Annotated in this window: 23 protein-coding genes; 8 read left to right on the forward strand and 15 right to left on the reverse strand. The window is 63.1% G+C overall.

What is annotated here, in order from left to right; genetic code table 11:
• The first annotated feature begins 139 nt into the window (after positions 1 to 139).
• Both ACQ4WZ_RS14605 and cls read left to right on the forward strand, forming a co-directional pair.
• On the forward strand, positions 140 to 2,251 hold the full coding sequence (locus ACQ4WZ_RS14605; protein ID WP_436573753.1) for a site-specific recombinase: 2,112 nt from the start codon (positions 140 to 142) through the stop codon (positions 2,249 to 2,251).
• 11 nt (positions 2,252 to 2,262) lie between these two features.
• Entirely contained in the window at positions 2,263 to 3,639 is a 1,377-nt protein-coding gene (gene cls, locus ACQ4WZ_RS14610) for a cardiolipin synthase (protein WP_373917165.1), read from the forward strand.
• A gap of 128 nt (positions 3,640 to 3,767) precedes the next feature.
• Here cls and ACQ4WZ_RS14615 read toward each other — a convergent pair whose 3' ends face one another.
• The 3 genes from ACQ4WZ_RS14615 to ACQ4WZ_RS14625 are packed head-to-tail and all read right to left on the reverse strand — an operon-like array spanning position 3,768 to position 6,240.
• Entirely contained in the window at positions 3,768 to 4,586 is an 819-nt protein-coding gene (locus ACQ4WZ_RS14615) for a metallophosphoesterase family protein (protein WP_436573754.1), read from the reverse strand.
• 4 nt (positions 4,587 to 4,590) lie between these two features.
• Positions 4,591 to 5,493 (reverse strand): diacylglycerol/lipid kinase family protein, encoded by a 903-nt coding sequence (locus ACQ4WZ_RS14620; protein ID WP_436573897.1) that lies wholly within the window; start codon positions 5,491 to 5,493, stop codon positions 4,591 to 4,593.
• Between the two features lie 12 nt (positions 5,494 to 5,505).
• Positions 5,506 to 6,240 carry a phosphatase PAP2 family protein gene (locus ACQ4WZ_RS14625; RefSeq protein WP_101480346.1) on the reverse strand — a complete coding sequence of 245 codons (735 nt, stop codon included), beginning with the start codon at positions 6,238 to 6,240 and terminating at the stop codon, positions 5,506 to 5,508.
• Between the two features lie 165 nt (positions 6,241 to 6,405).
• On the opposite strand from ACQ4WZ_RS14625, the gene ACQ4WZ_RS14630 reads away from it, so the two are divergent.
• Positions 6,406 to 6,630, forward strand: a complete 225-nt coding sequence (locus ACQ4WZ_RS14630; protein ID WP_010396348.1) for a hypothetical protein — start codon at positions 6,406 to 6,408, stop codon at positions 6,628 to 6,630.
• A 213-nt stretch (positions 6,631 to 6,843) separates the two neighbouring features.
• Here ACQ4WZ_RS14630 and ACQ4WZ_RS14635 read toward each other — a convergent pair whose 3' ends face one another.
• The 4 genes from ACQ4WZ_RS14635 to ACQ4WZ_RS14650 all read right to left on the reverse strand — a co-directional run bounded on the left by ACQ4WZ_RS14635 (position 6,844) and on the right by ACQ4WZ_RS14650 (position 11,784).
• Positions 6,844 to 7,944, reverse strand: a complete 1,101-nt coding sequence (locus ACQ4WZ_RS14635) for an AI-2E family transporter (protein WP_101480344.1) — start codon at positions 7,942 to 7,944, stop codon at positions 6,844 to 6,846.
• Positions 7,945 to 8,036: 92 nt separating this feature from the next.
• On the reverse strand, positions 8,037 to 9,227 hold the full coding sequence (locus tag ACQ4WZ_RS14640) for a DUF1501 domain-containing protein (RefSeq protein WP_436573755.1): 1,191 nt from the start codon (positions 9,225 to 9,227) through the stop codon (positions 8,037 to 8,039).
• Between the two features lie 10 nt (positions 9,228 to 9,237).
• Positions 9,238 to 10,782, reverse strand: a complete 1,545-nt coding sequence (locus ACQ4WZ_RS14645) for a DUF1800 domain-containing protein (protein ID WP_436573756.1) — start codon at positions 10,780 to 10,782, stop codon at positions 9,238 to 9,240.
• 96 nt (positions 10,783 to 10,878) lie between these two features.
• Positions 10,879 to 11,784: a LysR family transcriptional regulator gene (locus tag ACQ4WZ_RS14650; protein WP_133992807.1), complete on the reverse strand. Its 906-nt coding sequence runs from the start codon at positions 11,782 to 11,784 to the stop codon at positions 10,879 to 10,881.
• A 105-nt stretch (positions 11,785 to 11,889) separates the two neighbouring features.
• Between ACQ4WZ_RS14650 and ACQ4WZ_RS14655 the strand changes: the two genes are divergently transcribed.
• Positions 11,890 to 12,906: a zinc-binding alcohol dehydrogenase family protein gene (locus tag ACQ4WZ_RS14655; protein WP_436573757.1), complete on the forward strand. Its 1,017-nt coding sequence runs from the start codon at positions 11,890 to 11,892 to the stop codon at positions 12,904 to 12,906.
• Here the strand turns inward: ACQ4WZ_RS14655 and ACQ4WZ_RS14660 are convergent, their stop codons facing one another.
• On the reverse strand, positions 12,907 to 14,175 hold the full coding sequence (locus ACQ4WZ_RS14660) for a glycerate kinase type-2 family protein (protein ID WP_436573758.1): 1,269 nt from the start codon (positions 14,173 to 14,175) through the stop codon (positions 12,907 to 12,909).
• A gap of 115 nt (positions 14,176 to 14,290) precedes the next feature.
• Here ACQ4WZ_RS14660 and ACQ4WZ_RS14665 point away from each other — a divergent pair, with 115 nt between their 5' ends.
• On the forward strand, positions 14,291 to 14,644 hold the full coding sequence (locus tag ACQ4WZ_RS14665) for a YnfA family protein (RefSeq protein ID WP_436573759.1): 354 nt from the start codon (positions 14,291 to 14,293) through the stop codon (positions 14,642 to 14,644).
• A gap of 6 nt (positions 14,645 to 14,650) precedes the next feature.
• Here ACQ4WZ_RS14665 and ACQ4WZ_RS14670 read toward each other — a convergent pair whose 3' ends face one another.
• Both ACQ4WZ_RS14670 and ACQ4WZ_RS14675 read right to left on the reverse strand, forming a co-directional pair.
• A complete protein-coding gene (locus tag ACQ4WZ_RS14670; protein ID WP_243858205.1) occupies positions 14,651 to 15,052 on the reverse strand; it encodes a tellurite resistance TerB family protein in 402 nt (133 codons plus the stop codon).
• Between the two features lie 80 nt (positions 15,053 to 15,132).
• Complete coding sequence (locus ACQ4WZ_RS14675; protein ID WP_035826186.1) at positions 15,133 to 16,095, reverse strand: TerC family protein; 963 nt, start codon at positions 16,093 to 16,095, stop codon at positions 15,133 to 15,135.
• Between the two features lie 157 nt (positions 16,096 to 16,252).
• Between ACQ4WZ_RS14675 and nhaR the strand changes: the two genes are divergently transcribed.
• Positions 16,253 to 17,152, forward strand: a complete 900-nt coding sequence (gene nhaR / locus ACQ4WZ_RS14680; protein ID WP_101480337.1) for a transcriptional activator NhaR — start codon at positions 16,253 to 16,255, stop codon at positions 17,150 to 17,152.
• A gap of 6 nt (positions 17,153 to 17,158) precedes the next feature.
• Here nhaR and ACQ4WZ_RS14685 read toward each other — a convergent pair whose 3' ends face one another.
• Entirely contained in the window at positions 17,159 to 18,169 is a 1,011-nt protein-coding gene (locus ACQ4WZ_RS14685; protein WP_436573760.1) for a zinc-binding alcohol dehydrogenase family protein, read from the reverse strand.
• Between the two features lie 98 nt (positions 18,170 to 18,267).
• Here ACQ4WZ_RS14685 and ACQ4WZ_RS14690 point away from each other — a divergent pair, with 98 nt between their 5' ends.
• Positions 18,268 to 19,200 carry a LysR family transcriptional regulator gene (locus tag ACQ4WZ_RS14690; RefSeq protein WP_436573761.1) on the forward strand — a complete coding sequence of 311 codons (933 nt, stop codon included), beginning with the start codon at positions 18,268 to 18,270 and terminating at the stop codon, positions 19,198 to 19,200.
• 77 nt (positions 19,201 to 19,277) lie between these two features.
• The gene (locus ACQ4WZ_RS14695; protein ID WP_133992819.1) at positions 19,278 to 20,600 is read left to right on the forward strand and encodes a chloride channel protein; all 1,323 of its coding nucleotides are present in this window, start codon (positions 19,278 to 19,280) and stop codon (positions 20,598 to 20,600) included.
• Here the strand turns inward: ACQ4WZ_RS14695 and ACQ4WZ_RS14700 are convergent.
• The 4 genes from ACQ4WZ_RS14700 to ACQ4WZ_RS14715 form a co-directional block, all read right to left on the reverse strand.
• Positions 20,597 to 21,565 carry a toxin-antitoxin system YwqK family antitoxin gene (locus ACQ4WZ_RS14700; RefSeq protein WP_133992821.1) on the reverse strand — a complete coding sequence of 323 codons (969 nt, stop codon included), beginning with the start codon at positions 21,563 to 21,565 and terminating at the stop codon, positions 20,597 to 20,599. The two genes, ACQ4WZ_RS14695 and ACQ4WZ_RS14700, sit on opposite strands and share 4 nt — an antisense overlap.
• 78 nt (positions 21,566 to 21,643) lie before the next feature.
• Positions 21,644 to 22,138: a MarR family winged helix-turn-helix transcriptional regulator gene (locus ACQ4WZ_RS14705; protein ID WP_101480332.1), complete on the reverse strand. Its 495-nt coding sequence runs from the start codon at positions 22,136 to 22,138 to the stop codon at positions 21,644 to 21,646.
• Positions 22,139 to 22,225: 87 nt separating this feature from the next.
• Positions 22,226 to 23,368 carry a toxin-antitoxin system YwqK family antitoxin gene (locus ACQ4WZ_RS14710; protein WP_436573762.1) on the reverse strand — a complete coding sequence of 381 codons (1,143 nt, stop codon included), beginning with the start codon at positions 23,366 to 23,368 and terminating at the stop codon, positions 22,226 to 22,228.
• 8 nt (positions 23,369 to 23,376) lie between these two features.
• Positions 23,377 to 24,498: a toxin-antitoxin system YwqK family antitoxin gene (locus ACQ4WZ_RS14715; RefSeq protein WP_436573763.1), complete on the reverse strand. Its 1,122-nt coding sequence runs from the start codon at positions 24,496 to 24,498 to the stop codon at positions 23,377 to 23,379.
• Positions 24,499 to 24,561 lie beyond the last annotated feature (63 nt).

Consider the following 24,561-nt stretch of genomic DNA (forward strand, 5'->3'; position numbering starts at 1 on the left):
CATGATTGGGATACTTACGGCAAAATGGCGTTTAAAGCAGGCCCTGCCGCAAAGCAATGTTCGGTGGCGAACGTTGCGCGATTTGACGCAGGCGGTACACTACTGGTTTTACCGACAGCGGCTCGCCCGTTTTTTCTGCATGCTAGCTATCCTCGAACGCATTGACCCCAACTCCAGCAATATCGACTTGCTGGTGGAATTATTCAACTCACTGCGTCCCAAGCGCCCCCACGACAGCGCTACCGCGATCGCCAACGTGCGCACCCTGCGCCAGCTTCTCAAAGGTAACCCCGCGCAAGCGCGCGCCCTGCACGAATACGTGCTGCGCGTGCTGGCCGCGCGTCGTCACGCCAGCCTGTACACGGACATCGGCGTCCTGTCGAACAGCGGTTTTTTCACGGAATTGAAACGCCGCATCGCCTACCGCATGCTGCCGCCCGCCTTGGGCGACGAGTACCTGAACGACGCGCTCGACCAGGTGCTGTACCTGAAGACCGATTATTTGTGGATCAGCAACGTGCCCGCTACGGATTGGCTGGAACTGTTCGACGTGCTCACCAGCGACGATATCGAACTGGCCGTCGGCGATGGTAATATCATGCTGCCGGGTATTCTGGACGCCATCCGCACCCTGTCCTACCGCGTCTGCGCCATGGGCCTGGAACCGGAACTGACGCGTTTCCACAATGAAATCGAAGTGTTCCAGTCGCCGTTCATGGTGCAGAACACGGAAGTGAACGCCTACCTGGACGCCTACACGAATTTACTGCACGGCAATATCGAGCACATCGAGGATGCGCGCCATTTGCTGGTGATGCTGGACCAGTGCGACGCCGTCATCGCCAAGATCCGCAAGAAGGCCCTGTACCAGGGCACCAGCATTCCCCTCACGTATTTATTGGTGGCGCTGGCGCAAAGCATCGACCGCCTGCGCAAGCTGCTGTTCCTGGTCGACACGAGCGGCGAGCTGCCCGCATCCAGCAACGTGGACATCGCCGCCATCACGGTGGACGCCACGCAGGACTTGCTGCACCCGCAGCCTGTCAGCCGCCGCCGGGCAGGCGCCGTCGGGCTGGCGCTGGAACTGATACGCGCGCATAACCACAAGTACAAGGTCAGCGACCTGTTTTCCGACAATATCAACTTGCTGGCACGCAATGTGACGGAAAACGCCAGCCGCACGGGCGAGCACTACATCGCGGAAAGCCGGCGCGAAATGGGCGCCATGTTCCTGTCCTCGGCGGGCGCGGGCATCATCATCGGCTTCATGGCCCTGTTCAAGATATTGATGTCGTATTTGCGCTCGGCGCCACTGGTCGAAGCGTTCATGTTCAGCATGAATTACTCGATCGGCTTCATGTTCATCCACTTGCTGCACTTTACGGTGGCTACCAAGCAGCCGGCCATGACGGCCTCGCGCATCGCCGCCGGCCTGCACAGCAAGGATGGGCGAAATATCGACCTCGACAGCATGGCGGAACTGATCAACAAGGTCTTCCGCACGCAAAACATGGCCGTGCTGGGCAACCTCGCCACGGCCATCCCCACGGCCTGGCTGATCGCGCTCGGCTATAAGGCAATCACGGGCCACCACCTGGTGTCGCCGGAAAAAGCCATGCATCTGCTGCACGATATCGACCCTATCGGCAGCCCCGCCATCTTTTACGCCATGATCGCCGGCGTGTGCCTGTTCGTGGCAGGCCTGATTTCGGGCTACTATGACAACCAGGCGCTGTACACGCGCTGGGCGCAGCGCATCGCGCAATTGCGCGGCCTGGGCCGCGTGATCGGCCAGGATCGCTTGCAACGGCTGGGCTTGTACCTGGAAAACAACTTGGGCGGCCTGATGGGTAATTTTTATTTCGGTATCCTGCTGGGATCCATCGGCACTCTGGGCTTTTTGATCGGCTTGCCGATCGATATCCGCCACATCACTTTCTCGGCCGCCAACTTTGCGACCGCGCTGGTGGGACTCGACCACAACATGAGCTGGCAGCTGGCCGTCAAGTCGCTGTCGGGCATCTTCGCCATCGGCACGGCCAACCTGCTGGTCAGTTTCGGTCTGGCCCTGTGGGTGGCACTGCGTTCGCGCCAGGTGCGTTTCAAGCACGGCATGCAATTGTTGAAGATTCTGGGCAAGCGCTTCCTGCGCTCGCCCATCGTCTTCTTCTTCGGCTCGAAAAACCCGCCACCACTGGCACTGGCCGATGATTCGGCAAACCTGTCACCCACGACCAAGGCTCAAAAATGACCGCCAGGCGCATGCAACCCTGTCTCACCGCCCTACTGCTGTGCTGGACCCTGGCTGCATGCGCCTCGCTGCCCAATGTCAAGAACCTCAATACCACCCTGGAACCCGTAGCCAAGCCCAATGTGATCACGGGCAAGGGCGCCTTGCTGAACGTCAACAGCCGCGCCGCCCTGCTCAACAAGCGCTGGGCCAAGTCCGGCATGGACTTGAAGGCCCAGGCCGCACTGGAAGAGGCGGCCACGGGCGTGCCTTTGATCAAGGGCAACAAGGTGACCCTGCTGTTTGACGGCCCGCAAACCATGGCCGCCATGTTCCAGGCCATCAGCGAAGCGAAGAACAGCATCAACCTGGAAACGTATATTTTCGACCAGGACCCGCTGGGCCTGAAATTTGCCGACATGCTGATCGAAAAGCAGCAATCGGGCGTGACGGTCAACGTCATCTACGACAGCGTGGGCACCCTGGGCGTGCCGCAAGCCTTCTTTGACCGCATGCGCGCTGCCGGCGTGCACCTGGTGGCGTTCAACCCCGTCAATCCCGCCAAGCTCAAGGGCGACGACTGGAAGATCAACAACCGCGATCACCGCAAGGTGCTGATCGTCGACGGCAAGATGGCGTTTACGGGCGGCATCAATATCAGCGATACCTATGCCAAGAGCTCGCTGTTCCGCTCGAAATCGAAACCCACCGACAAGAAGGACGTGGGCTGGCGCGATACGCACGTGAAAGTGGAAGGCCCGGCCGTGGCCGCCTTCCAGTGGCTATTCATCCGCACCTGGGCCCAGCAAGACCAGGCCGACTTGCCGGACGCCAATTATTTCCCCGTGCTGTCCGAAGTGGGCGACAAGCTGGTGCGCGTGGTGGCCAGCGAGCCGGACGGCGGCTTTGAAATCTACAAGGCGTATATTTTAGCCATCCAGGAAGCAAAAAAGTCCATCCACATCACCTCCGCCTATTTCGTGCCCGACCAGCAGACAGTCGACGCGCTGGTCGCAGCCGCCAAGCGGGGCGTGGATGTCACCGTGGTGCTGCCCGGCGTGTCCGACAGCGGCCTGGTGTTCCATGCGGGACACGCGCTGTACGACCAGTTGCTGGCTGGCGGCATCCGCATTTTTCATTTGAAACTGGCCGTGCTGCACGCCAAGACGGCCGTCATCGACGGCGCCTGGTCGACCGTGGGCTCGACCAACATCGACATGCGCAGCTTCCTGCATAACAGCGAACTGAACGTGATCGTACTGGGAGACAGCTTCGGCCGCGAAATGGAGAATGCCTTCCAGGAAGACTTGCGCGACTCGGAAGAAATCACCAAAGCGAAATGGGAAACGCGACCCATCTCGGACCGCATGAAGGAGTGGGCGGCGCGTTTCATGAATTACTGGCTGTAAGGCACAGAAGTGTGCCCCGGCAGGTCGGCGCAGGTCGGATTAGCGGAGCGTAATCCGACATCACCACAGCTATGACCAAAGCCAACAATAGCGTCGGATTACGCGTGGCTTCGCCCCGCCAATCCGACCTACAAGGGCCGCAAGCTGGCCCATACCCCGCCCTGGCGCTCGAACGCTTCCGTACTGACCTTTTCAAAGTCGGCACTGCCTTCATTCCAGCTGTAGCGCTCGACGCGGATGCAGCTGTCGTCGATGCGGATGACATTGAACGAGTTCGACTCGCCCCTGCCCCGCGTGGACGTGGCCGTGCCTGCCTGCACCATCAGGGCAGCGTAGCCGTCGATCTTGTAGCGCGCCGACGTATCGCCCGCATGGCTGGCATGCAAGTGTCCGGCCAGCAACAGGTCCACGCCGCATTCGGAAAACATTTGCAATGCCAGCGGCGCGCGGTCGACCAGGTCATCCTTGTCGAAATGCTCGGGCAAGTCAAAGGGATGATGCGTGACGATGATGCGCGTCAACCCGGGCGGCAAACTGCCCAGGCGTTCACGCAGGGCACCGATCTGTTCGTGGCTGATACGGCCATCCTTGAACGTCAGGGAGCGTGCCGTGTTGATGCCCAACACGGCGATTTCCCCGTCCATATATTCGGGCGACATATCTTCCGTCACATGGCGCCGGTATTTCACCAGCGGCGTCAAAAATCGGGAAAAGAGGTTGTACAGGGGCACGTCATGGTTGCCAGGCACCACGATCTGCGGCCCCGGCAAGCTATCGAGAAAGTGGCGCGCCTGCTGGAACTGGCTGCTGCGGGCGCGCTGCGTGAGGTCGCCCGAAACTACCACCACGTCCGGTTCCAGGCGCTCGACCAGCGCGCGCAGGGGCGCCAGCAAGGCAGCATCGACCCGGCCGAAATGCAAATCAGATAAATGCACGAGGGTACGCATGGCCTTACTCCCCGGAAGGTGCTGGTACCAGCACCGCCAGCGCGGCCGGGCGGATACGATATTGCAGTGGCGTATTCATGATGGTCACCTCGCCATCGGTGGCCACCCGAAGGCGGCGGTGCTTGGTGGCGATTTCCAGGTCATTGGCCGTCAGCATATCGAAATCCTTGGCTTGTGACAGTTTGCCGAACAGTGCATGCAAGGCCAGTTTCAGCAAGCCCAGGCGGCCCGGACGCTGCGCCACGTACAGGCTCAGCTGGCCGCCATCGAGCCGTTCGCGCTCGCCGATATTCAAGCCTTCCATCAGATATTCATTATTGCCGATGAACACAAACGGCGTGCGCCGCGCATGCACGGCGTCATTGAGTTTCAATTGCACGCTGAGGAAGGGATAGCGGCGCAAGGCGGCCACCAGGGCCCAGCTGAAGGCCAGCCACTTGCCCCGTCCCAGCCGGCGCTGCTGCTTTTCGCGGTCGCGCACGATGTCCGGATACAGGCCCAGGCTGGAATTGTTCAGGAAGATGCGGCCATTGACGTCACCCACGTCGACCTGGTGCGGCACGCCCTGCGCCACATTGGCAATCGCCGCATCGAGTTCGAGCGGGATGTTCAAATCCTTGGCGAAATGGTTCAGGGTTCCCAGCGGCAAGACACCAAACGGCGTGCCGCTGCCGACAACGACGGAAGCGACGGCATTGATGGTGCCGTCGCCGCCACCGGCCACGACGATGGGCGCGCCATCGCGCAGGGCCTGCTCGGCCGTGGCGATCATCTCGGCGCCGCTGGCGGCCAGCGTAATGGCGACGTCGAGTCCCACGACCGCGAATTTCGCTTCGAGCTGCTGCGCCCAGTCGGGCGCGTAGCCACAGCCGGCGCCCCCATTGATGATGACTGCAATCTTGCTCAGGATCGTTTCCCCTTATTTGGTTTGCCGGATATGCCGGCGGCGGCGCAGGGTCGACACGCCGGCGATGCAGATGGCCAGCCAGCCATAGCTTTCCGCCATGGCCGCCAGCACATCGCTCAGGTAATGCGCACCCAGGTAAATGCGGCTGAAACCCACGAGCGCCGCCATCAGGAAGGCGCCCAGCGCGATGGCGATGCGCTTGCCCCAGGCGCCCGGCGCCGTCTGGCATATCAGGTAGGCGGCCAGCAAGCCGTACAGGGCCGTCGAGGTGGCCGTATGGCCACTGGGAAAGCTGTAGGTGCTCAGGGCCGTCGGCAAGATGGGCTCGTCAAAACTGGGCCGCGCGCGGACAAAAATGAACTTTAGCAGCAAGTTCAAAAACATGACGCCCGGCATGGTGATGAGCAGGGTAAACAGCCAGTAGGTGGCGCCCTTGCGGTGCAGATACCAGCCCAGCAAGGCGGCCAGGGTAATGGCGCCGATCACGCCATGCAGGTGCGTGATGACCAGCAGGCAACTGGTGATCCACGGCACGGCATGCTGGTTAAACCACTGCGCCACCTGCATGTCGATCACCGTAATTTGCTGCATGCCCATCACCGCTTCGGCGATCTCGTGGAATACCACGATGGCCACCAGCATCAGGGCCACGCCGACCGTCATATGCAGGCCCAGTTCGCCCTCGGGCGACAAACGCGCCTCGACGAAGCGGCGCAATTTCGTGGTCCAGCCCGCGGTCATGCCCATGTCATTCTTCTCTTGCAAACTGCTCTCACTTTCCGGTTCGCGGTGATGATCAAAAAAACCACACCAGTAAAAAAATACTGTTTATTCATACAGTAGCTGTGTTTTCATACAGTAGTTATGCTATTCTGATGACTCGTTCAACACATCTCCCTCAAAGGAATTGTCATGGCAACATTGAATAGCGGTTTTGGCTCACGGTTCGGCCTGGAATACGCCCCAAGCTCTTTCCTCGTCCGCATGGGCAAGCGCGAAATCCTCGTTTGCCGCGACTTCCGCAAGCGCTACTACACCGTCAATCCCTTGATCGAGTGCGGTACGGGCATCGAGCCGGGCTATGTTGAAGTGCTGCTGATGCGCCGTTGGTTGCTTATCTTATCCAAGGCGCATTAAATACGCCGTAAAAATCTACTGCGCGGCGCGATTTGCGGCCTGCGATGCTCGCTGTACTAAAGTATAGCTGCGCTTCTTAGTCACAACTCGTTGCCGCTCGCTACGATTTTTCTCGGCGTATTCCGGGGCTTTCGACACCTTGCTTGAAAGCCTCGTCCGGCCACGCCGGGAGCGCACCAGTACCGGCCAGCGGCAACGCTGGCCGACCCCTCATTACTGTGTGCGTTCCGGTGCGGCCGGACTGGCAGGTGTTTTCACTGGAAACACCTTGTCAAACACATTCGCTTCATACCACAGCGTCACGAACAGCACCATCACGACGGGGCCGATGAACAGGCCCACGAGGCCCAGGGTTTCCACGCCGCCCAGAATACCGAACAGCACGGCCAGGAAGGGCAAGCGGGTGGCGTTGCCGATCATGCCGGGACGCACGAAGTGATCAGCCACGAACAGCACCATGGTGCCCCACGCGGCCACGCCGATGGCGGCGCCCACATTGCCCTGGAAGACCAGCAAGGCTGCGGCGCACAGATAAGCGAGCGGCGCGCCAAACGGGATAATGGCCAGGATGCCCGTGGCAAACGCCCACAGGGCCGGCGACGGCAATCCGGCGATGGCGTAGGCGATACCGATCAGCACCCCTTCGGCCAGGCCCACCAGCACCAGGCCGTTAACTGTCGCGCGTATGGCAGTGGGAATCTTTTGCGCATAGCGGCCCCAGCGTTCGGGACGCAAGAAATGGCTGCCGACGGCCGTGATCTGACGCGTCAGCGCCTCACCATCCTTGTAAAAGAAAAACAGGCACAAAAAGGCCAGGCCGAAGTCGACCAGGCGGTGGAACACGTCCGCGCCAAGGATTTTCAGTATGTCGCGCGCCGAATGAAAGCCGCCCACGGCGCTGCCCGCAAAAAAGTGGCCCAGACCATGGGGCTGGCTCAGGGTGGCTAGCCACCAGTCACCGATGGCGCTGCCCGCCAGCGGAATGTGCGCCACCCAATCCGGCACGGGCAAGCCGTTGGTATTCGCGTTGACGACGAAATTGGCCAGCACAGGCACTTCTCGCGCCGCCTGCGCCACACCGAACAGCACGGGAATGATGAAGATGCAGGCGAACGCCAGGGTCAGCACGGCCGCCGCGATGATGGTGCGCTGGCCCAGAGCCGCGCGCACGCGCAGGTACAGGGGCCAGGTGGCCACGCACAGGATGCCGGCCCACACGAGCGGCAAAAAGAAACGCTGCATGACGAAGGCCGTCACGGCGATCAGGGCCAGGGAAAAGCCTGCGCTGACGATGTCGCGCTGGGTATCGCTCATACCACTCCATTCGCGCCCCGCACCGGGGATAGGGACGGGGCTTGCTTACGCGCCAGTTGCGCAGGCGTAGCGTAACACGGCGGCATGGCAATTTATACGAGGCCCAGCTCCACCGGTTTGACGCCGGCAAACACATGATCGAGTTGCGCCGGCGTCAAACCGAACGTGCGGCGCAGCAAGCCGCCCAGCACGGCGCGGTATTCATTGAGCACGGGCATGTCGCGGTTCTGGAACAAGTTCGCCTGCGAAATCGCCAGCTGTTCGCCCGCCACCTGCTTGCCCTTGATTCCGCCACCCAGCACCCAGAACACGCTGCCGTGGCCGTGATCCGTGCCGCGGTTGCCGTTTTCGCGGAAGGTGCGGCCAAATTCGCTGACCACCACGACGACGGTATTGCGCCACTCGCTGCCCATTTCCTGAGAAAACGCGGCCAGGCCACGCCCCAGCTCATCGAAGCGCCCCGCCAGGTAGCCGGTGGCACCGCCCTGCCCCACATGCGTATCCCAGCCGCCCACGTCGACGAAGCCGATGGTGTATTTGTCCTTCATCAAGCGGGCGATGCGCTGCGCTTCCAGTTCAAAGCCCTTGGTACTGATGGCGTTGCGGTTGGCCGCCTGCATCTCTCCCGTCAATTCCTTCGTCACATCGTCGCGCACGGCAAAGCCCGCGCTGACGGGTTGCTGCAAGGGTGTGCCCTTGTACATGGCGGCGATGACCTGGCTTTGACGCGCATCAATACCGGACTTGCCCACGGAGCGCAGCCCCATGTTCGGTACCTGCACACCGCCCTGGAAGATCAAGGGCAGCTGGTCCGTAAAGGAAATGGCGTGGTTGCCCTGGTTGCTATTGAGGCTTTGCGCCAGCCGGTTCAAAAAGCCCGAGCGGAAATCGCGGCGTCCGCCGATCTCCTGTCCCAGTTCGATGCTGTCCTGCGTCTCGAAATGGCTGCGCGTCAAATCCGTCGTGCCCGCAAACGGGATGAAGGCCGCCTCGCCGCCGTTGAACATGGGGTAAACGGTCTCGCGCAAGGCCGGATGCAAGGCCCAGTCGCTATTGAGGGCCAGCGCGCCGTTGTCCGCACCCGGTTTCGCAATGGCGATATTCGGCCGCGATGCATAGTAAAAATCGCTGCCGACCGGTACCAGCAGATTGTTGGCGTCATAGCCGCCGCGCAAGAAGACGAACAGCAGTCTGGCATTCGTGGCGGGCGCGGCCAGCAAGCTGCCCGCGTGAGACAACAAGGGAGCGGCAGCCAGGGCTTTCAACAGGTCACGGCGGTTCATGGCAATCCTTTCAACGATGCATCATTTCTGGCGAAGAGAGCAAGAAAGTGTTCCACTCCTGCGGCGAGGCGGCCTGCTCCAGAGCCTGGCGCGTGGCGGAACTCAAAGCCGGCTGCAGCGACTGGTAATACAGGGCGCTGGCCAGTTGGGGAAACGCCACCTTTTCCTGCTGCTGCGGGCCCTCCGTCTTGAACAGGCCGGCGCTGCCCGAGCCGATGGTGCGGGCGATATCGAAGCGCGTCGTCATCTGCCCGGGGCTGGCCCAGGATGCATCCGTCAAGGGGTAGCCGTCCGGCGTCTGGCGCCCGTACAGGGGCTGGCCCATGCGCGAGAGCCAGTTCAGCATGGGACCCGCGTTCAGGATGGGCTTGTCGTCATAGCTGAGGCGCACGGCCGACACCACATAATGCATGGGGTCCTTGAATTTCTTGCCCAGCGATTGCGTGAACTCCGGGCTGCTGAACATGGTCTGCAGCACGTCGGCGATCATGCCATCGCTTTTCTGGAAGGTAGCCGCCATGCGCGCCACCAGCGGCTCGGGCGGATTGTCGCCGACGAAATACTGCGCCAGCTTGCCGCTGATAAAGTGCGCGGTGGCGGGACTACGGCTGAGGCGGTCCAGCGCTTCATCGAGCTCGGCCAGTCCCCTGCCCTTCACCGTTTGCCCGAGAAATTGTTTATCGCCGTAATCGTGGCGGTTCGGATTGAACTCGAACAAGCCCCGGCGCACATATTGCGACTGCAGCGCCGGCTTGACTTTCGGCGTATCCGGTCCCAGGTTGACGCCCACCCCCGTCAGGATGCGCGCCAGCTCTTGCACGTCAGCCTGGCTGTAGCCGCCGTTGACACCCAGCGTGTGCAGTTCCATCAGCTCGCGCGCATAGTTTTCATTGATGCGCTTGACGGCATTGGCTTCATTGTCCAGGTAGCGCAGCATGGCCGGATGGTGGACGGTTGCGCCCAGCAAGTCGCGAAATTTCCCCAGGGCATGTGGCGCGATGGCGTTCGCCTCATAATCGCCCACCATGGCGCGCAAGTTGTGCTTGCCCTGGTGCACGCTGAAATGGTTGAGCCAAAACCAGCTCAGCTGCTGTTGCAACTGGTTGGTCGAATACACGTCCAGCAGCAGGGAGCGCGTGGCCGCCTCGCGCGCCAGGCGGTTGAGTTCCTGCTGGTACTCCTTTTGCGCCTGCTGCTTCGCCATGTCGTCCATCACGCCGGCCGACTCCTTGCGCTTTTGCTCCATGGAAAGCACCAATTGATCCAGCGGCACCTGGCTGATGGTCATGGCGTCGATTTGCGCGGCGATAGCCGGCGGCAAGGCCGCTTTTCGTGGATGCAACTGCGCGTGCAGGTAGGCGTTCCAGCCTTGCGCCTGTACTTGGCGCACGCTGCCCCCATTCACGCCCCAGCTGACCCGTTCCAGCATGGCAATGTCCTGCGTGGAACTGGTCTGCGCACGAGGATCGGACTGGACGGCAGGTCCGGTTGCGGCGCAGCCAGCCAGCAAGAGCAGGGAAATCAAGGTGGTCGGCAATAATCGGTGCGGGGTCATGGCGGTCCTTCAAGCGGTTTCATGCAGAATGCTTGAGGGTACGCCCAGGTTGACCCGCACATGATTGCCATTTGCAACGAGTTGTAATCAAAGATGCTATTTTAATAATTCCGCACACTTGTCGCGCAGGAAATCGCGCAGCTGCAGCACCAGCGGCGTCACCTGGGCCCGGTGCATGCACAGCAGCTGCAAGGGCGTGGCCTCGCCCGCCACCTCGGGCAGCAGCACGTGCAGGCGGCCCGCCGCCACATCCCCAGCAACGTCGAGCCGTGATTTGTAGGCGATGCCCAGGCCCGCTACGGCCCAGCGCCGTACCAGCTCAGCATCGTCCGCGCTGCGGTTGCCGCTCACTTGGACGGTAACTTGCTCGCGCTGGGGCAGGCGGTAAAAGGTCCAGCGGTCGTGCATGCCGTCTTCCAGCGCGAAGCGCAAACAATTGCGCTGCGACAAGTCTTCCAACGCCAGCAGGGGGCCATACTCGCGCAGGTAAGCGGGAGAGGCCACCAGCACTCTGTCGTTGGCGGGCGCGATGGGCATGGCGATCATGCTTGAATCGTCCTGCTGCCCGTAACGCAGGGCAATATCGACTTGCTGGCGCACCATGTCGGCCACCCGGTCGCTGACGCTGAGCTGGTAGTGCAGCTTCGGGTGGCGCGACTGGAATTCGTCCAGCCAGCCCAGCATCAAGTTGCGCCCCAGGTCCGAGGGCATGGCAATTTTCAAGGTTCCGCCGAAACTGTCCTTGCCGGCCAGCAGCGCATCGTGGCCCGCGCGCAGCAGGCGCAGCGCTTCGCGCGCGTGCTCGAGGTATTGCGTGCCTTCCGGCGTCAGGCTCAGCGAGCGGGTCGTGCGGGTCAGCAGGCGCAAGCCCAACTCCCCTTCCAGGCGCTTGACGGCGGCGCTCGCCAGCGCAGGCGAAATGCCGATCTCGCGCGCGGCCGCCGACAGGCTGCCCCGGTCGGCCGTGCGCACAAACACCTGCAAGTCATCGAGTCGCAGCAATTTTCAGCATTCCTTTGAAAGTGTTTCGGTACGCGCCCTCTTTTTCCTGAGCGCGAAAGCAACCATCATACGTCATCGCCTCCCCACTCTTGACCAAGGATTAGCATGAAAGCCATCGCCTACCATCACAACCTGCCCATCACGGATGCCGACGCCCTGCTCGACATCGAGCTGCCCACGCCCGTCGCCACGGGGCGCGACCTGCTCGTCTCAATCAAGGCCATCTCCGTCAACCCCGTCGATACCAAGGTGCGCAAGAACCGTGCACCAAAAGATGGCCAGCCGGAAGTGCTGGGCTGGGATGCGGCCGGCGTCGTCACCGCCGTCGGCCCCGACGTGACCCTGTTCCAGGTGGGCGACAAGGTCTGGTACGCGGGCGCCATCAACCGCCCCGGCAGCAACAGCGAATGCCAGCTGGTCGACGAGCGCATCGTCGGCCACATGCCGGCCAGCCTCGATTTCGCTGCGGCCGCTGCCCTGCCCCTCACCAGCATTACGGCCTGGGAATTGCTGTTCGACCGCCTGCAGCTCAGCCGCGACAAGAGTCTGACGGGCAAGTCCCTGCTGGTGATCGGCGCGGCCGGCGGCGTCGGCTCCGTGCTGGTGCAACTGGCGCGGCAATTGACGGGTGTCACCATCATCGGCACGGCCTCGCGCGCGGAAACGGCCGCCTGGGTCACGGACCTGGGTGCACACCACGTGATCGACCACAGCTTGCCGCTGGCGGGGGAAATCACGCGCCTGGGCTTGCCGCCTGTCGATTACGTGATCAGCCTGAACCAGACCGACAAGCATTTCGACCAGATCGTGGAATTGATCGCGCCGCAAGGCAAGTTCGCCCTGATCGACGACCCCGAGCACATCGACGTGCGCAAGTTCAAGGGCAAGAGCGTGTCGCTGCACTGGGAACTGATGTTTACCCGTTCGCTGTTCCAGACCGCCGACATGGTACGGCAGCATGAACTACTGGATGAGCTGGCGCAGCTGGTGGATGCCGGCATCATCAAGACGACCCTGGCCGAGCGCTTCGGCACGATCAACGCGGCAAATTTGAAGCGCGCGCATGCCTTATTGGAAAGCAACACGGCGAAAGGCAAGATCGTGCTGGAAAACTTTAACTAATCAGGTAATCAAAATGGCCCGGAAATCGTTGACATTCGTCAACGTCGGGCCCGTGATCACACTATCTCCCAGCGCCTGGAAGAAGCCGTGGCCATCGTTGTTGTCCAGGCTGTCGCGGGGCTTGATACCCAGCGCCCAGGCGCGCTGCAGGGTGTCGGGCGCCAGGACCGCGCCAGCGATGTCTTCCTGGCCGTCGACGCCATCCGTGTCGCCCGCCAGCGCGTGGATGCCTTCCTGGCCTTCCAGCGCGATACCCAGCGCCAGCAGGAATTCCACGTTGCGCCCGCCGCGCCCGTTGCCGCGCACGGTGACCGTCGTTTCGCCACCCGACAGCAGCACGCACGGGGCGGGGAACGGCTGGCCCCGCAAGGCCGTTTGCAGCGCGATGCCAGCCATGACTTTCCCCACGTCGCGCGCCTCGCCTTCCAGGCTGTCGCCCAAGATATACGCCTTGACGCCGGCCGCGCGCGCCACGCTAGCGGCCGCTTCGAGCGCCATCTGCGGCGTGGCGATCAGGGTCGTCTGCGTGCGCGCCAGGCGGGGGTCATCAGGCTTGACCGATTCGCCGCGCCCGCTTTCCAGCGTTGCTCGTATGCTGTCCGGCAAGTCCATGCCATAGCGGCGCACGATGGCCAGCGCATCCTCGCAGGTGGTGGCGTCGCCCACCGTGGGGCCGGAAGCGATATCGCCGAGCTTGTCGCCGGGCACGTCGGAAATGGCCAAAGTGATGACTTGCGCCGGATGGCAGGCGGCCGCCAGCCGGCCTCCCTTGATGGCAGACAAATGCCGGCGCACGCAATTCATTTCGCCGATGGTGGCGCCCGATGCCAGCAGCGCGCGGTTCAAGGCTTGCTTGTCTTCCAGGCTGATGCCATCCAGCGGCAAAGCCAGCAGGGAAGAGCCGCCGCCCGAAATCAGACACAGCACGGTATCGTCGGGCTGCAAGTTGGCGACCAGCTCAAGCATGCGCTGCGCTGCCTGCATGCCGGCAGCATCGGGAACGGGATGCGAGGCTTCGACGATCTCGATGCGTTCACACGGCACGGCATAGCCGTAGCGCGTGACGACCAGTCCCGACAGCGGCCCCGGCCAGTGCCGTTCCACGGCTTGCGCCATGGCGGCCGACGCCTTGCCGGCGCCGATGACGATCAAACGCCCCTTGGGCGCGGGCGGCAGATGGGGCGGTATGCAGTGCGATGGCTGGGCCGCGGCGATGGCGGCGTGGAACATGGCTTGCAGCAAGGCGCGCGGCACTGGGGGCGTCGTCATTGTGTTCTCCTCGGGTATCCGATCCCGATCATAGCAGGGCCGACGCTGCCCGCGCCAGCGGGTGCCAAATTGCTTGGCAGCTAGAATAGCGCCTTGAGCACATCACAGGAATGCCATGAACGACGCCATCGAATGGACCAGTCTTGCCCGCACTTTCGGGCTGTTTACCGTCACGGCCGTGGCTGAACTGCTGGGCTGCTACCTGCCCATGCTATGGCTCAGCAACAAAGGCAGCGCCTGGCTGCTGTTGCCGGCCGCCCTCAGCCTCTTGATCTTCGTGTGGCTGCTGACCTTGCATCCAGCCGCCAGCGGCCGGGTGTATGCCACGTATGGCGCCATCTATATCGCCACGGCCCTGGGATGGCTGTGGCTGGTCGACGGCATCACGCCCGCCTGGACGGACATCGCCGGCGTGGGCCTGGCCCTGGCCGGTGCCGCCGTCATTGCCATGGGGCACAAGACCGCTTGATGTGCATCAGGCACCATGCGCGCGGAAATTCGTTTCCGCCGACCATGCCGCGCTGGCGCGGGCCAGCAACACGGCTTCGCCATCGGCCAGCCAGTCGTCCGCATCGGCGATCTTCCACATGGCTTGCAGCAGCTTGCGGCGCAGATCCGGGTCATCGATTTCATCGAGCAGGCTGTCGATCACGCCATTGGCCAGCTGCACGGCGCCATGCACGGTCGACGTCAGCATGTCGTCGCACAAGTCTTGCAACAGTTGCTGAAAAGTGGCTGGCGCCAGGTCGATATGCTCGAGAATCTTGCTGCGGTGCATGGCTTGCAGCTCGGCGCTGGCCAGGTTGCCGTCGACTACCATCATCAGGGCCAAAATACGTCCCGCTGCCTGGGGACTGTTCATTTCATAGGTACGCATGATTTTCTACTTTCTCAGTTAATTAATTAAAAAGCGTTAAAAGGCGCGCCACCGCCTTGCGGGGCGCGCCGTACTGCTGTTTATTTCTTGTCGCTGCGGGTGATGAATACGCTCGCCACGCAACTCGATACGATCAGCACTGCCACCACCAGCAACGAAGCTTCCACCGGCACGTGGTACCACGGCATGATCAGCATCTTGGCGCCGATGAACACCAGTACCATCGCCAGGCCATACTTGAGCATGTGGAAGCGGTCAGCCACGTCCACCAGCAGGAAGTACAGGGCCCGCAATCCCATGATGGCGAACAGGTTCGACGTGAAGACGATGAACGGGTCCGTCGTGATGGCGAAGATCGCCGGGATCGAATCGACCGCGAACACCAGGTCCGTCACCTCGATCAGGATCAGCACCAGGAACAGCGGGGTGACATAGCGCAAGCCACCCTTTGCCACGAAGAAACGCTCACCATGGTCGCCGTCCGCTACCCGCAAGTGGCGGCGGGCAAAGCGCAGCACGGGGTTGTTCGCCACGTCCGGCTCTGCATCGGCCGCCACCAGCATGCGCATGCCGGTAATCAACAGGAAGGCGCCAAACAGATACAGCACCCAGCTGAACTCGCTTACCACCCAGGCCCCGGCCATGATCATCACGGCACGCATGACGATCGCGCCCAGCACGCCGTAAATCAACACGCGGCGCTGGTACTGGATCGGCACCTGGAAGGCGCTGAAGATCAGCAGGAAGACGAACACGTTATCGACCGACAGCGCTTTCTCGATCAGGTAGCCGGAGAAAAATTCCAGCGCCTTCTGGTTGGCGATCTCGGGTCCGGCCGTGCCGTTCAGATACCACCACAGGCCGCCGTTGAACAGCAGGGCCAGGCTGACCCACACCAGCGACCAGGTCGCCGCTTCCTTGACACTGACCTTGTGCGCCTTGTTGCCGCCGAAGACGAACAGGTCCAGCGCCAGCATCACCAGGACAAAGGCGATGAAGCCGGCCCACATGGGTGCCGTCGCAATACTTTCCAGGCCGTTCATCGGTGGCCTCCGCAACTGTCTGTCTCTATCCTGATGCCCATGGCACTCTCCTTGCATGAATTGAGCAGCCATCATAGTCTGAATATAAACATCGAACAAATCGAATATAATTGACGAATACATCGAAAAAATCGATGTATTTATTTCAGGGAAAAGCATGTCCACACTCAACTTTAAGCACTTGCGCTATTTCTGGATGGTGGCCAAGACGGGCAGCATCGCCCGCGCGGCCGAACAGCTACACCTGACGCCGCAATCGATTTCCGGGCAGCTCAGCGAGTTTGCCGACACCCTGGGCGTGGAATTGTTCCGCCGCAGCGGGCGCCAGCTGGAATTGACGGATACGGGCCGGCGCATCCTCAGCCATGCCGAAAGCATTTTCAGCACGGGTGACGCATTGCTGGAAATCGTGCGCGACCAGTCGCGCACGGCGACGACGACGTTTCGCGTGGGCTGCGCCGATTCCGTGTCGAAACTGATCGCCTGCCGCCTGGTCGCGCCCGCGCTGGGCCTGGCCGAACCGCTGCGCATCATTTGCCGCGAAGGGCGGCTGGCCAGCCTGCTGGCGGACCTGGCCGTGCACCGCCTCGACCTGATCATGGCGGACCGGCCCATGCCGGCCCATTTGAGCGTGCGCGGTTTTAACCATTTGCTGGGCGAAAGCGGCATGACCCTGTTCGGCACGCCAGCCCTGGCCGCCACCCTGACTGGAGGCTTCCCGCAATGCCTGGATGGCGCGCCGCTGCTGCTGCCCGGTGAAGACTTCGCCATTTACGGGCGCTTGCTGCAGTGGCTAGGCGACAATCATCTGCACCCGCGCATCGTCGGCGAATTTGACGACAGCGCCATGATGAAGGCCTTCGGCCAGTCCGGCGCCGGCCTGTTTTTCGCGCCCACCGTCATCGCGCCCCAGGTCTGCGAACAGTACGCCGTGATGGCGCTGGGCCGGGTCGACAGCCTGGTCGAGCAAGTCTACGCGATCACCACGGAACGGCGTTTGAGCCACCCGGCCACCATCGCCATCAGCCAGAGCGCGCGGCACGAACTGTTCGTGTAAGCCTGTTCAGTCGCTGACCACGATTTTGCCCGGCTGCCCGCCCCGCTCCAGCAGCGCATGCGCGCGCCGCAAGGTGGCCGCGTCCATGGGCGACAGGCGCTGCTGCAGCGTGTGGCGCAGCACGCCCTCGTCCAGCAGTGCCGCCACGCGGGTCAGGATGCGCTGCTGTTCCTGCATATCGCCGGTGGCGTACAAAGGCCGCGTAAACACCATTTCCCAGTGCAGGGAAATGCTCTTGCCCTTCAGCGGCGCCGCATCAAAAACATCGTGGTCGTCGATGACGGCCAGCTTGCCGTGCGGCGCGATCAGCTCCACCAGTTCCGCGACATGCTGCGCCGTATGCGACAGGGCGGCGATATGGTGCACGGGAGCCACGTCCAAGGCCGCCACCTGTGCCGGCATGGGCAGCGCATGGTCGATCACGTGATGCGCGCCCATGGCCCGGCACCAATCCGCACTGTCCTTGCGCGAGGCGGTGGCGATCACGGTCAACCCCGTCAACTGGCGCGCCAGCTGGATCAGCAGCGAACCGACGCCGCCCGCGCCGCCCAGCACCAGCAGGCTGCCCCGTGGCTGCCGGTCGCCGGGCATGATGGCAAAGCGCTCGAACAGCAGCTGCCACGCCGTCAGTGCCGCCAATGGCACGCTGGCCGCCTGTGCACAATCCAGGGTCGCCGGCATGCGCGCGGCAATGCGCTCGTCGACCAGGTGGTATTCGGCGTTCGCGCCCGTGCGGTCGAAGGAGCCCGCGTAATACACGGCCTGTCCCGGCGCGAACAGGGTGACCTCGCTGCCGACGGCATGCACGATGCCGGCCGCATCCCATCCCAGGGTCACGACACGCTCCGGCACGTTCACAAGCCCCGCGCGCACCTTGGTGTCGAGCGGGTTGACGCCCACGGCGCGCACTTGCACCAGCACCTCGCGCGGGCCCGGCACAGGCAATTCTCCCATCATGTCGAACAAGCCATCGTGCTCGTCCACGCTACTGCCCTTCCTGAATCCAATCATCTTCATTGCATGCTCCCTGCAGTTAAAAGCCCATGGTAAGCAGCCACGCGACAAAGAAAAATATGCTTCAATGCGTTTCACACCTGACCAAACTGTCATGAATCATGCAAAAGCAGAATACCGATAACCTCTCCGGCGTGGCCCTGTTCGTGCAACTGGCACAGGCGGGCAGCTTTGTCGCCGCCGCGCGCCAGGCCGGCATTTCGCCGTCGGCCGTCAGCAAGAGTCTGGCGCGCCTGGAGCAACGGCTGGGCGCGCGCCTGTTCCAGCGCAGCACCCGCCAGCTGAGTCTGACGACCGAGGGCAAGCTCTTTCTCGCGCGCAGCGAGACCATCCTGGCGGAAATGCAGGTGGCGCAGGAGGAGCTGGCGGGCAATCTGGCGCCGCGCGGCCGTCTGCGCCTGGGCTTGCCGGAACTGGGCGGCCTGTTCCTGTCCGCGCTGGCCGAATTTTCCCGGCAGCACCCCGCCATCGCCCTCGACCTGGACTTTTCCGACGCGCTGGCCGATGTCGTCGGCGATGGCTTCGACGCCGTCATCCGCATCGGCGCGCCCCGCGATTCGCGCCTGGCAGCCCGCAAGCTGGGCCAGTTCCGCTCCTGCCTCGTGGCCTCGCCCGCCTACCTGGCGCGGCACGGCACGCCCAGCCATCCTCTTGCGCTGCAACAGCATGCCTGTCTGCACTACCGTTTCCGCCACAGCGGCAAGATCGAACAGTGGCAGCTGCGCCAGGAGGCGGACGCTGCGCCCCTGGACTTGCCCGTGTCAATGGTGTGCAACAACGTCGATGCGCGCCTGCACTTCGCCCGGCAAGGCCTGGGTATCGCCTGGCTGCCCGACTTTCATGTGCGCGGCGCGCTGGCCGAAGGCAGTCTGGTCGAGGTGCTGAAGGACTACGCGATCACAGATCATCGGGCCCACAGTTGCTGGCTGCTGTGGCCGTCCGGGCCGCACCTGGCGCCAAAAGTGCGGGCGCTCGTCGATTTCCTGGCCGAGGCAGGCATTCTGTTGCCAGCCGCCCACGGATCAGGCGCATGAAATACATTTGCGCAAATATATCGATATAATGGCAAGTCTCCCCGACGCCCTGCGCGCCCTACCCTGGACTTGCCGCAATGAAGCACTTGCACGACATCCCCTCTGCCTTCAAGCATGAATTTGCCAACCCGCGCCTGTGGTGGTCGCGCGCCGTCGTCGTCGGCATGGCCGCCATCGCGGGCCTCGTCGTCGTCGGCTTTACGTGGCTGGCGGAGGAAGCACTGGACCTGTTTCTCTTTTTTAACGGCAAAGCCTGGTGGTTCGCCCTGCTGTGGACACCAGCCTGCGCCGCCTTGCTGGTCTGGCTGACGCGCCGCTACGCCATGGGAGCGGCCGGTTCCGGCATCCCGCAAGTGATGGCCACCCTGGACCCGGCCGTGGCGCCCGAGCAGCGTTCGCTGTTCGTCTCCCTGAAGCTCAGCGCCGCGAAGATCGTCCTGACGGCGGGTGGCTTGCTGGGGGGATTGTCACTGGGGCGCGAAGGGCCGTCCGTGCAGATCGCCGCCGGCGTGATGCTGGCCGCGCGCCGCTGGCTGCCCCGTCACTCGCAGGTGAGCGCCCATTCACTGCTGGTCGCGGGCGGCGCGGCCGGCATCGCGGCCGCCTTCAATACGCCGCTGGCAGGCGTCATGTTTGCCATCGAGGAGCTGTCGCGCTCGCCCGAGCAGCGCAACAGCGGCCTGATCGTGGCAGGCATCGTGCTGGCCGGCATGATGGCTGTGTCGATCCACGGCAACGCTACCCACTTCGGCATCATCCACCCCGGCCCTATCGGCCTGGCGCTGGCCTTGCCCGGCTTGCTGGTGACCCTGGTGGCGGGCGTGGCCGGCGGCCTGTTTGCGCGGCTGCTGCTGGCCTCCGCCCGGGGCAATCCGCTGGGACGATTGTCCGCGTGGAGAAAAGGCCGGCCCGTGCTGTTCGCCGCCATCTGCGGTCTGCTGGTGGCAGCCATCGGCATCGCCAGCCATGGCGCCACCTTCGGCAGCGGCACCGTGGCCACGCGCGCCATGCTCGATGGCGCCAGCGACGCCTCGCCCGCCTTTGTTGCCTTCAAATATGTGGCCACCTGGCTGACCGTCTGGTCGGGCGTGCCGGCAGGCATCTTCGCGCCCTCTCTGGCCATCGGCGCAGGCATCGGCCACGATATCGCCGTGCTGCTGCACTACCCGCACGCGCCTGCCCTGATCGCGCTGGGCATGGTGGGTTTCCTGGCCGCCGCCACGCAAGCGCCGCTGACAGCTTTCATCATTGTCATGGAAATGGTCGACGGCCACGGCATGGTACTGAGCCTGATGGCCTGCGCCGTGGTGGCCAGCACCGTGTCGCGCGTGCTCAGCGAACCGCTGTACGGGGCGCTGGCGCAGTTGCAGCTGCAACGGCTGCCGGCGCCACCCAACTAAAAATGGCTGCAGGGGCGCAGCAAACGGCCCTGCTGCCAGGCGCAGAGGGTGCGCGTGCCGCCCTCGCCCCAGCTGCGCTCCAGGCCGTGCTTGCGACCGTCGACATACTCGACGGCGTGCAGTGGCGTGCCATCCTCGCGCCAGCTTTGCGTGCTCAACATGACGCCATCCTCGAACAGGATTTTCTGGTCCAGCTGGCCATTCGCGAAATATAGCAGCGACCAGCCCTGCGGCTTGCCATGCAGGAAATTGAGGCGCGACTTTTCACGGCCATCCGGCCACCACGTCTGGTGCAGGCCGTTGCGCTGGCCTTCCAGATACGGCCCCCGCTCAGCCAGCCTGCCATTCGGATGAAACGCTTGCGCCTCGCCCGACAGCACGCCATCGGCAAAATGCGCGCGGTTGCTCACCTGGCCATGGGCATCAAAGCTCAAGTATTCGCCATCGGCGGGCTGGCCCGCCTGGTACCGCAATTCACGGCTCAGCTGGCCATTCGCATGATAATGGCTGTGCAAGCCCTCGAACTCGCCGTCGCGGTAAGCCTTGCGGCTCTTCACCACGCCGTTCGCATGGTACTCGACGCTCACGCCGTCGAAATCGCCCTCCCCGTTGCGCTCTTCCAGCAGGGCCAGCTGGCCATCGGCGAAATACACGCTGCGCTGGTAGGCGTAGCGGGGCGACGCCACGTCGGCGTCCAGCAGCCAGGCATCCATGTGCAGCTTGCCTGGCGGCTGCGCGAAATGCAGCTGCCAATGCCAGGCCTGGCGGGCCGCATCATGGCGCAGCGGCGCACGCTGCTCGTACACGGCCGCAGCGGGTACGGCGGGCTGGTAATCCGCGTCGAAATGCAGGGTGGCCGGCGATTGCCCGGAAGGCAAGGCCAGGATGGCCGACTCATTGGCCATGGAAATGATGGGAGAACTGGCCAGGACGGTGGCCAGCAAAACGGGTATGACTATCTTCAATGCGAACTCTCATCAACGGTGCGACAGCGCCGATGATAATGGCAAGCGGGGCAGTCCCGCCACACGCTTGCCCCTGGATTACATGGTGAAAGGAAACGGCTGCATGCCCGCCTGCCTGTCATCGGGGGCGACCACGGCCAGCAAGGCGTTCAAGCCCTGGTTCAGGTGCGCCAGGCTGTCGGGGTCCAGCTGGGCCAGCGCGCTGGGCAGCAAGCCGCGGGCCGGCTGCGGCGCGCCGGCGATCACGGCCTGGCCCTCCGCCGTCAAGGTCAACGTGACCACGCGCTGGTCGGGTTGGTCGCGCGCCTTGCGCACATAGGCTTTTTTCACCAGCGCATCGACCAGGTTGCTGGCCGTCGTCTGGTGGATGGATATCTTGCTGGCCAGCTCGCCCATGCGCAAGCCTGGCTGCTCCAGCAATTCCTGCATCACCCACAATTGCGCGCCCGACACGCCACATTGTTTCTCGATCTGTGCCGAGTGCCGCTGCGCCGCGCGCATGACGACGCGCATGTTTTGCAAGGCCATGCCTTGCGCCTTGGCCATCGCCGAACCTTCCGCTTCCACCACCATTGCCTCCAGTTATCCTGCCGGCTTCACGCCTGCTGGCGGGCCGGAATCCGTACATGATACCTGCAAAGGCGGGCGGCCCTCTACTGCCTATAGCCCGGCAGGCACTGGCGCTCCGGCCTGCCAAGCCTTCTCCCATACCTGTTTTCCCAGCTTGTCCCAGCGGCGCTCGATGCCCTGCTTCTTGCCATGCTCATACGGCACGAGCTGCAGCAGGCTGCCGTCGCTGGCCCAGACTTGCAGCAAGCCATGGCGCTGGCCATCGCGCATGGGGATGACCTTGGCGCGCACGCCATTGTCATGCCATTGCGTGACATCGCCCTGCTCGCGCCCCTGCGCGTCCTGCTGCCAGGCGATCGACGGCTTGCCATTGCTGCCCCACTTCTGCATGCTGAGCAGCTTGCCCTTGCGGTACAGTGCCTTTTGCGCCAGCTGGCCATTGTCATGGCTTTCAAATGACCAGCCATCGGCTTCGCCATCCACCCAGACCTTGCGGGCGAGCACCTTGCCATCCTCGGCCAGGGTGAGGAACTCGCCATCCTGCTTGTCATTAATAAAATGACTACGCTGGAACAGTTTGCCATCGGCGTAAAACACTTCCTGCACGCCATGCATCTTGCCGCCTTTCAGGAAGGCGTGGCTGCTCATCTTGCCATTCGGCCCATATGACACGTACTCGCCATCGGCCATCTGCTTGCCGTGGTAGCTGATGCGGTTCATCAGCTGGCCATTTTCATGGTAATTCTCGGAGATGCTGTCGCGCCCGTTCGGCAGCAGGGTCACGCGCTGCTTGACCTTCCCGTTGGCATAGAATGACGCGCCACCGGTCAGCACATTGCCCTTGGCGTCCAGCCTCTCATCGCGGGCCAGTTGTCCATTCGGGTAATACCACTTGCGCAGGTGGACGAACGTGGCCTGGCGCAAATCAAGGTCCGTGGCGTAGGTTTCCAGCGCCACCGTGCCCGGCGCGTCGGGAAACTCCAGCAGCACGTGCCAGGCGCCCAGCGCCTCGTCGCGCACGGGCGCCGTGCGCAGCGCATACGCGGCGTGGCGCACGTCGCTCGCCGCATAGTCTTCGTCCAGGTAGATGCTCTTGTCCTGCGCTTGCTGCTGCCACTGTGCCGCAGCCTGCTGTTGCTCCTGTATCTGCTCCTGCGCCGCCAGCGGCAGGGCCGTCATGAGCGCCCCCAGCAGCGCCAGGCGCAAGGTCCGCATGGTCTGTCGATAAGGCATGTGATCCCCTACTTCGCCGCCACCGGCTGGCCATCCTGCCACGCCTGTTCCAGCACCAGCTTGCCGGCCTTGTCCCACTGGCGCTCGATGCCGTGCTTCTTGCCGTGTTCGTACGGCACGATCTGCCGCAGGCTGCCATCGCTGTACCAGGTCTGCAGCAAGCCGTGGCGCTGGCCTTTGACAAACGGTGTCACGCTGGCGCGCACGCCGTTGGCATGCCAGTCCGTCGTGTCGCCGTGGTCGCGCCCCTGTGCGTCTTTTTGCCACGCAAAATTGGGCCGGCCACTCGGCTCCCACGTTTGCAAGCTGAGCACGGCACCTTTCCGGTACAGCGTTTTACTCGACACGACGCCATTGCCATGGCTTTCAAACGACCAGCCGTCGGGCTGGTCGTGCACCCAGACGGTCCTGGCCAGCAGGCTGCCGTCCTTGGCATAGGTGACAAACTCGCCCTCGCGCTTGCCATTCACAAACTGTCCCCGTTGGAACAGCTTGCCATCGTCATAAAACGATTCCTGCACGCCATCCATCTTGCCATTGCGTTGATACGAGCGGTGGCTGACGGCCCCGTTCGCGGCATACGACACTTGCTCGCCATCGGCCATCTCGTCATCGTGATACAGCGTCTTGTACGCCAGCTGGCCATTCTCGTGATACGTTTCCGAGATGCTGTCGCGCCCGTTCGGCAACGCGGTCACCCGCTGCTGGACCTGGCCATTCTCGAAGTACACGCAGCCGCCCAGCAGCTCCTCGCCCTGGGCATTGAAATAGGTTTCGCGCAGCAGCTGGCCATTCTCGTAGTAATGCTTGCGAAAGCGCACGAACCTGACCTGACTCAAGTCCAGGTCGGTGGTGTAGGTTTCAAAGGCCAGCGCACCCGGTGTGTCGGGAAATTCGAGCCGCACATGCCAGGCGCCCAGCGCCTCGTCGCGCACGGGCGGCGTGCGCAGCGCATATACGGCACGGCGCTGGTTGCTGGGCATAAAATTTATATCCAAATACATGGTGTGGTCTTCCTCCTGTAAGGTTGGCGTTGGCGCCGCCGACTGTTCCTGCGCTGCCAGCGGCAGGGCTGCGCCCATGCCCAGCGCGGCAGCCAGCAGCCAGCGCATCGTCTGTTGTATGTGCATTGAGTTCCGTTGCAATGTTATTGTGCGGCTGCAATCATAATGGAAAGCAACGTTTTCCCCCGT

Origin of the sequence: Janthinobacterium darwini, assembly GCF_051380905.1 — a bacterium.
Taxonomy (GTDB): Bacteria; Pseudomonadota; Gammaproteobacteria; order Burkholderiales; family Burkholderiaceae_D; genus Janthinobacterium.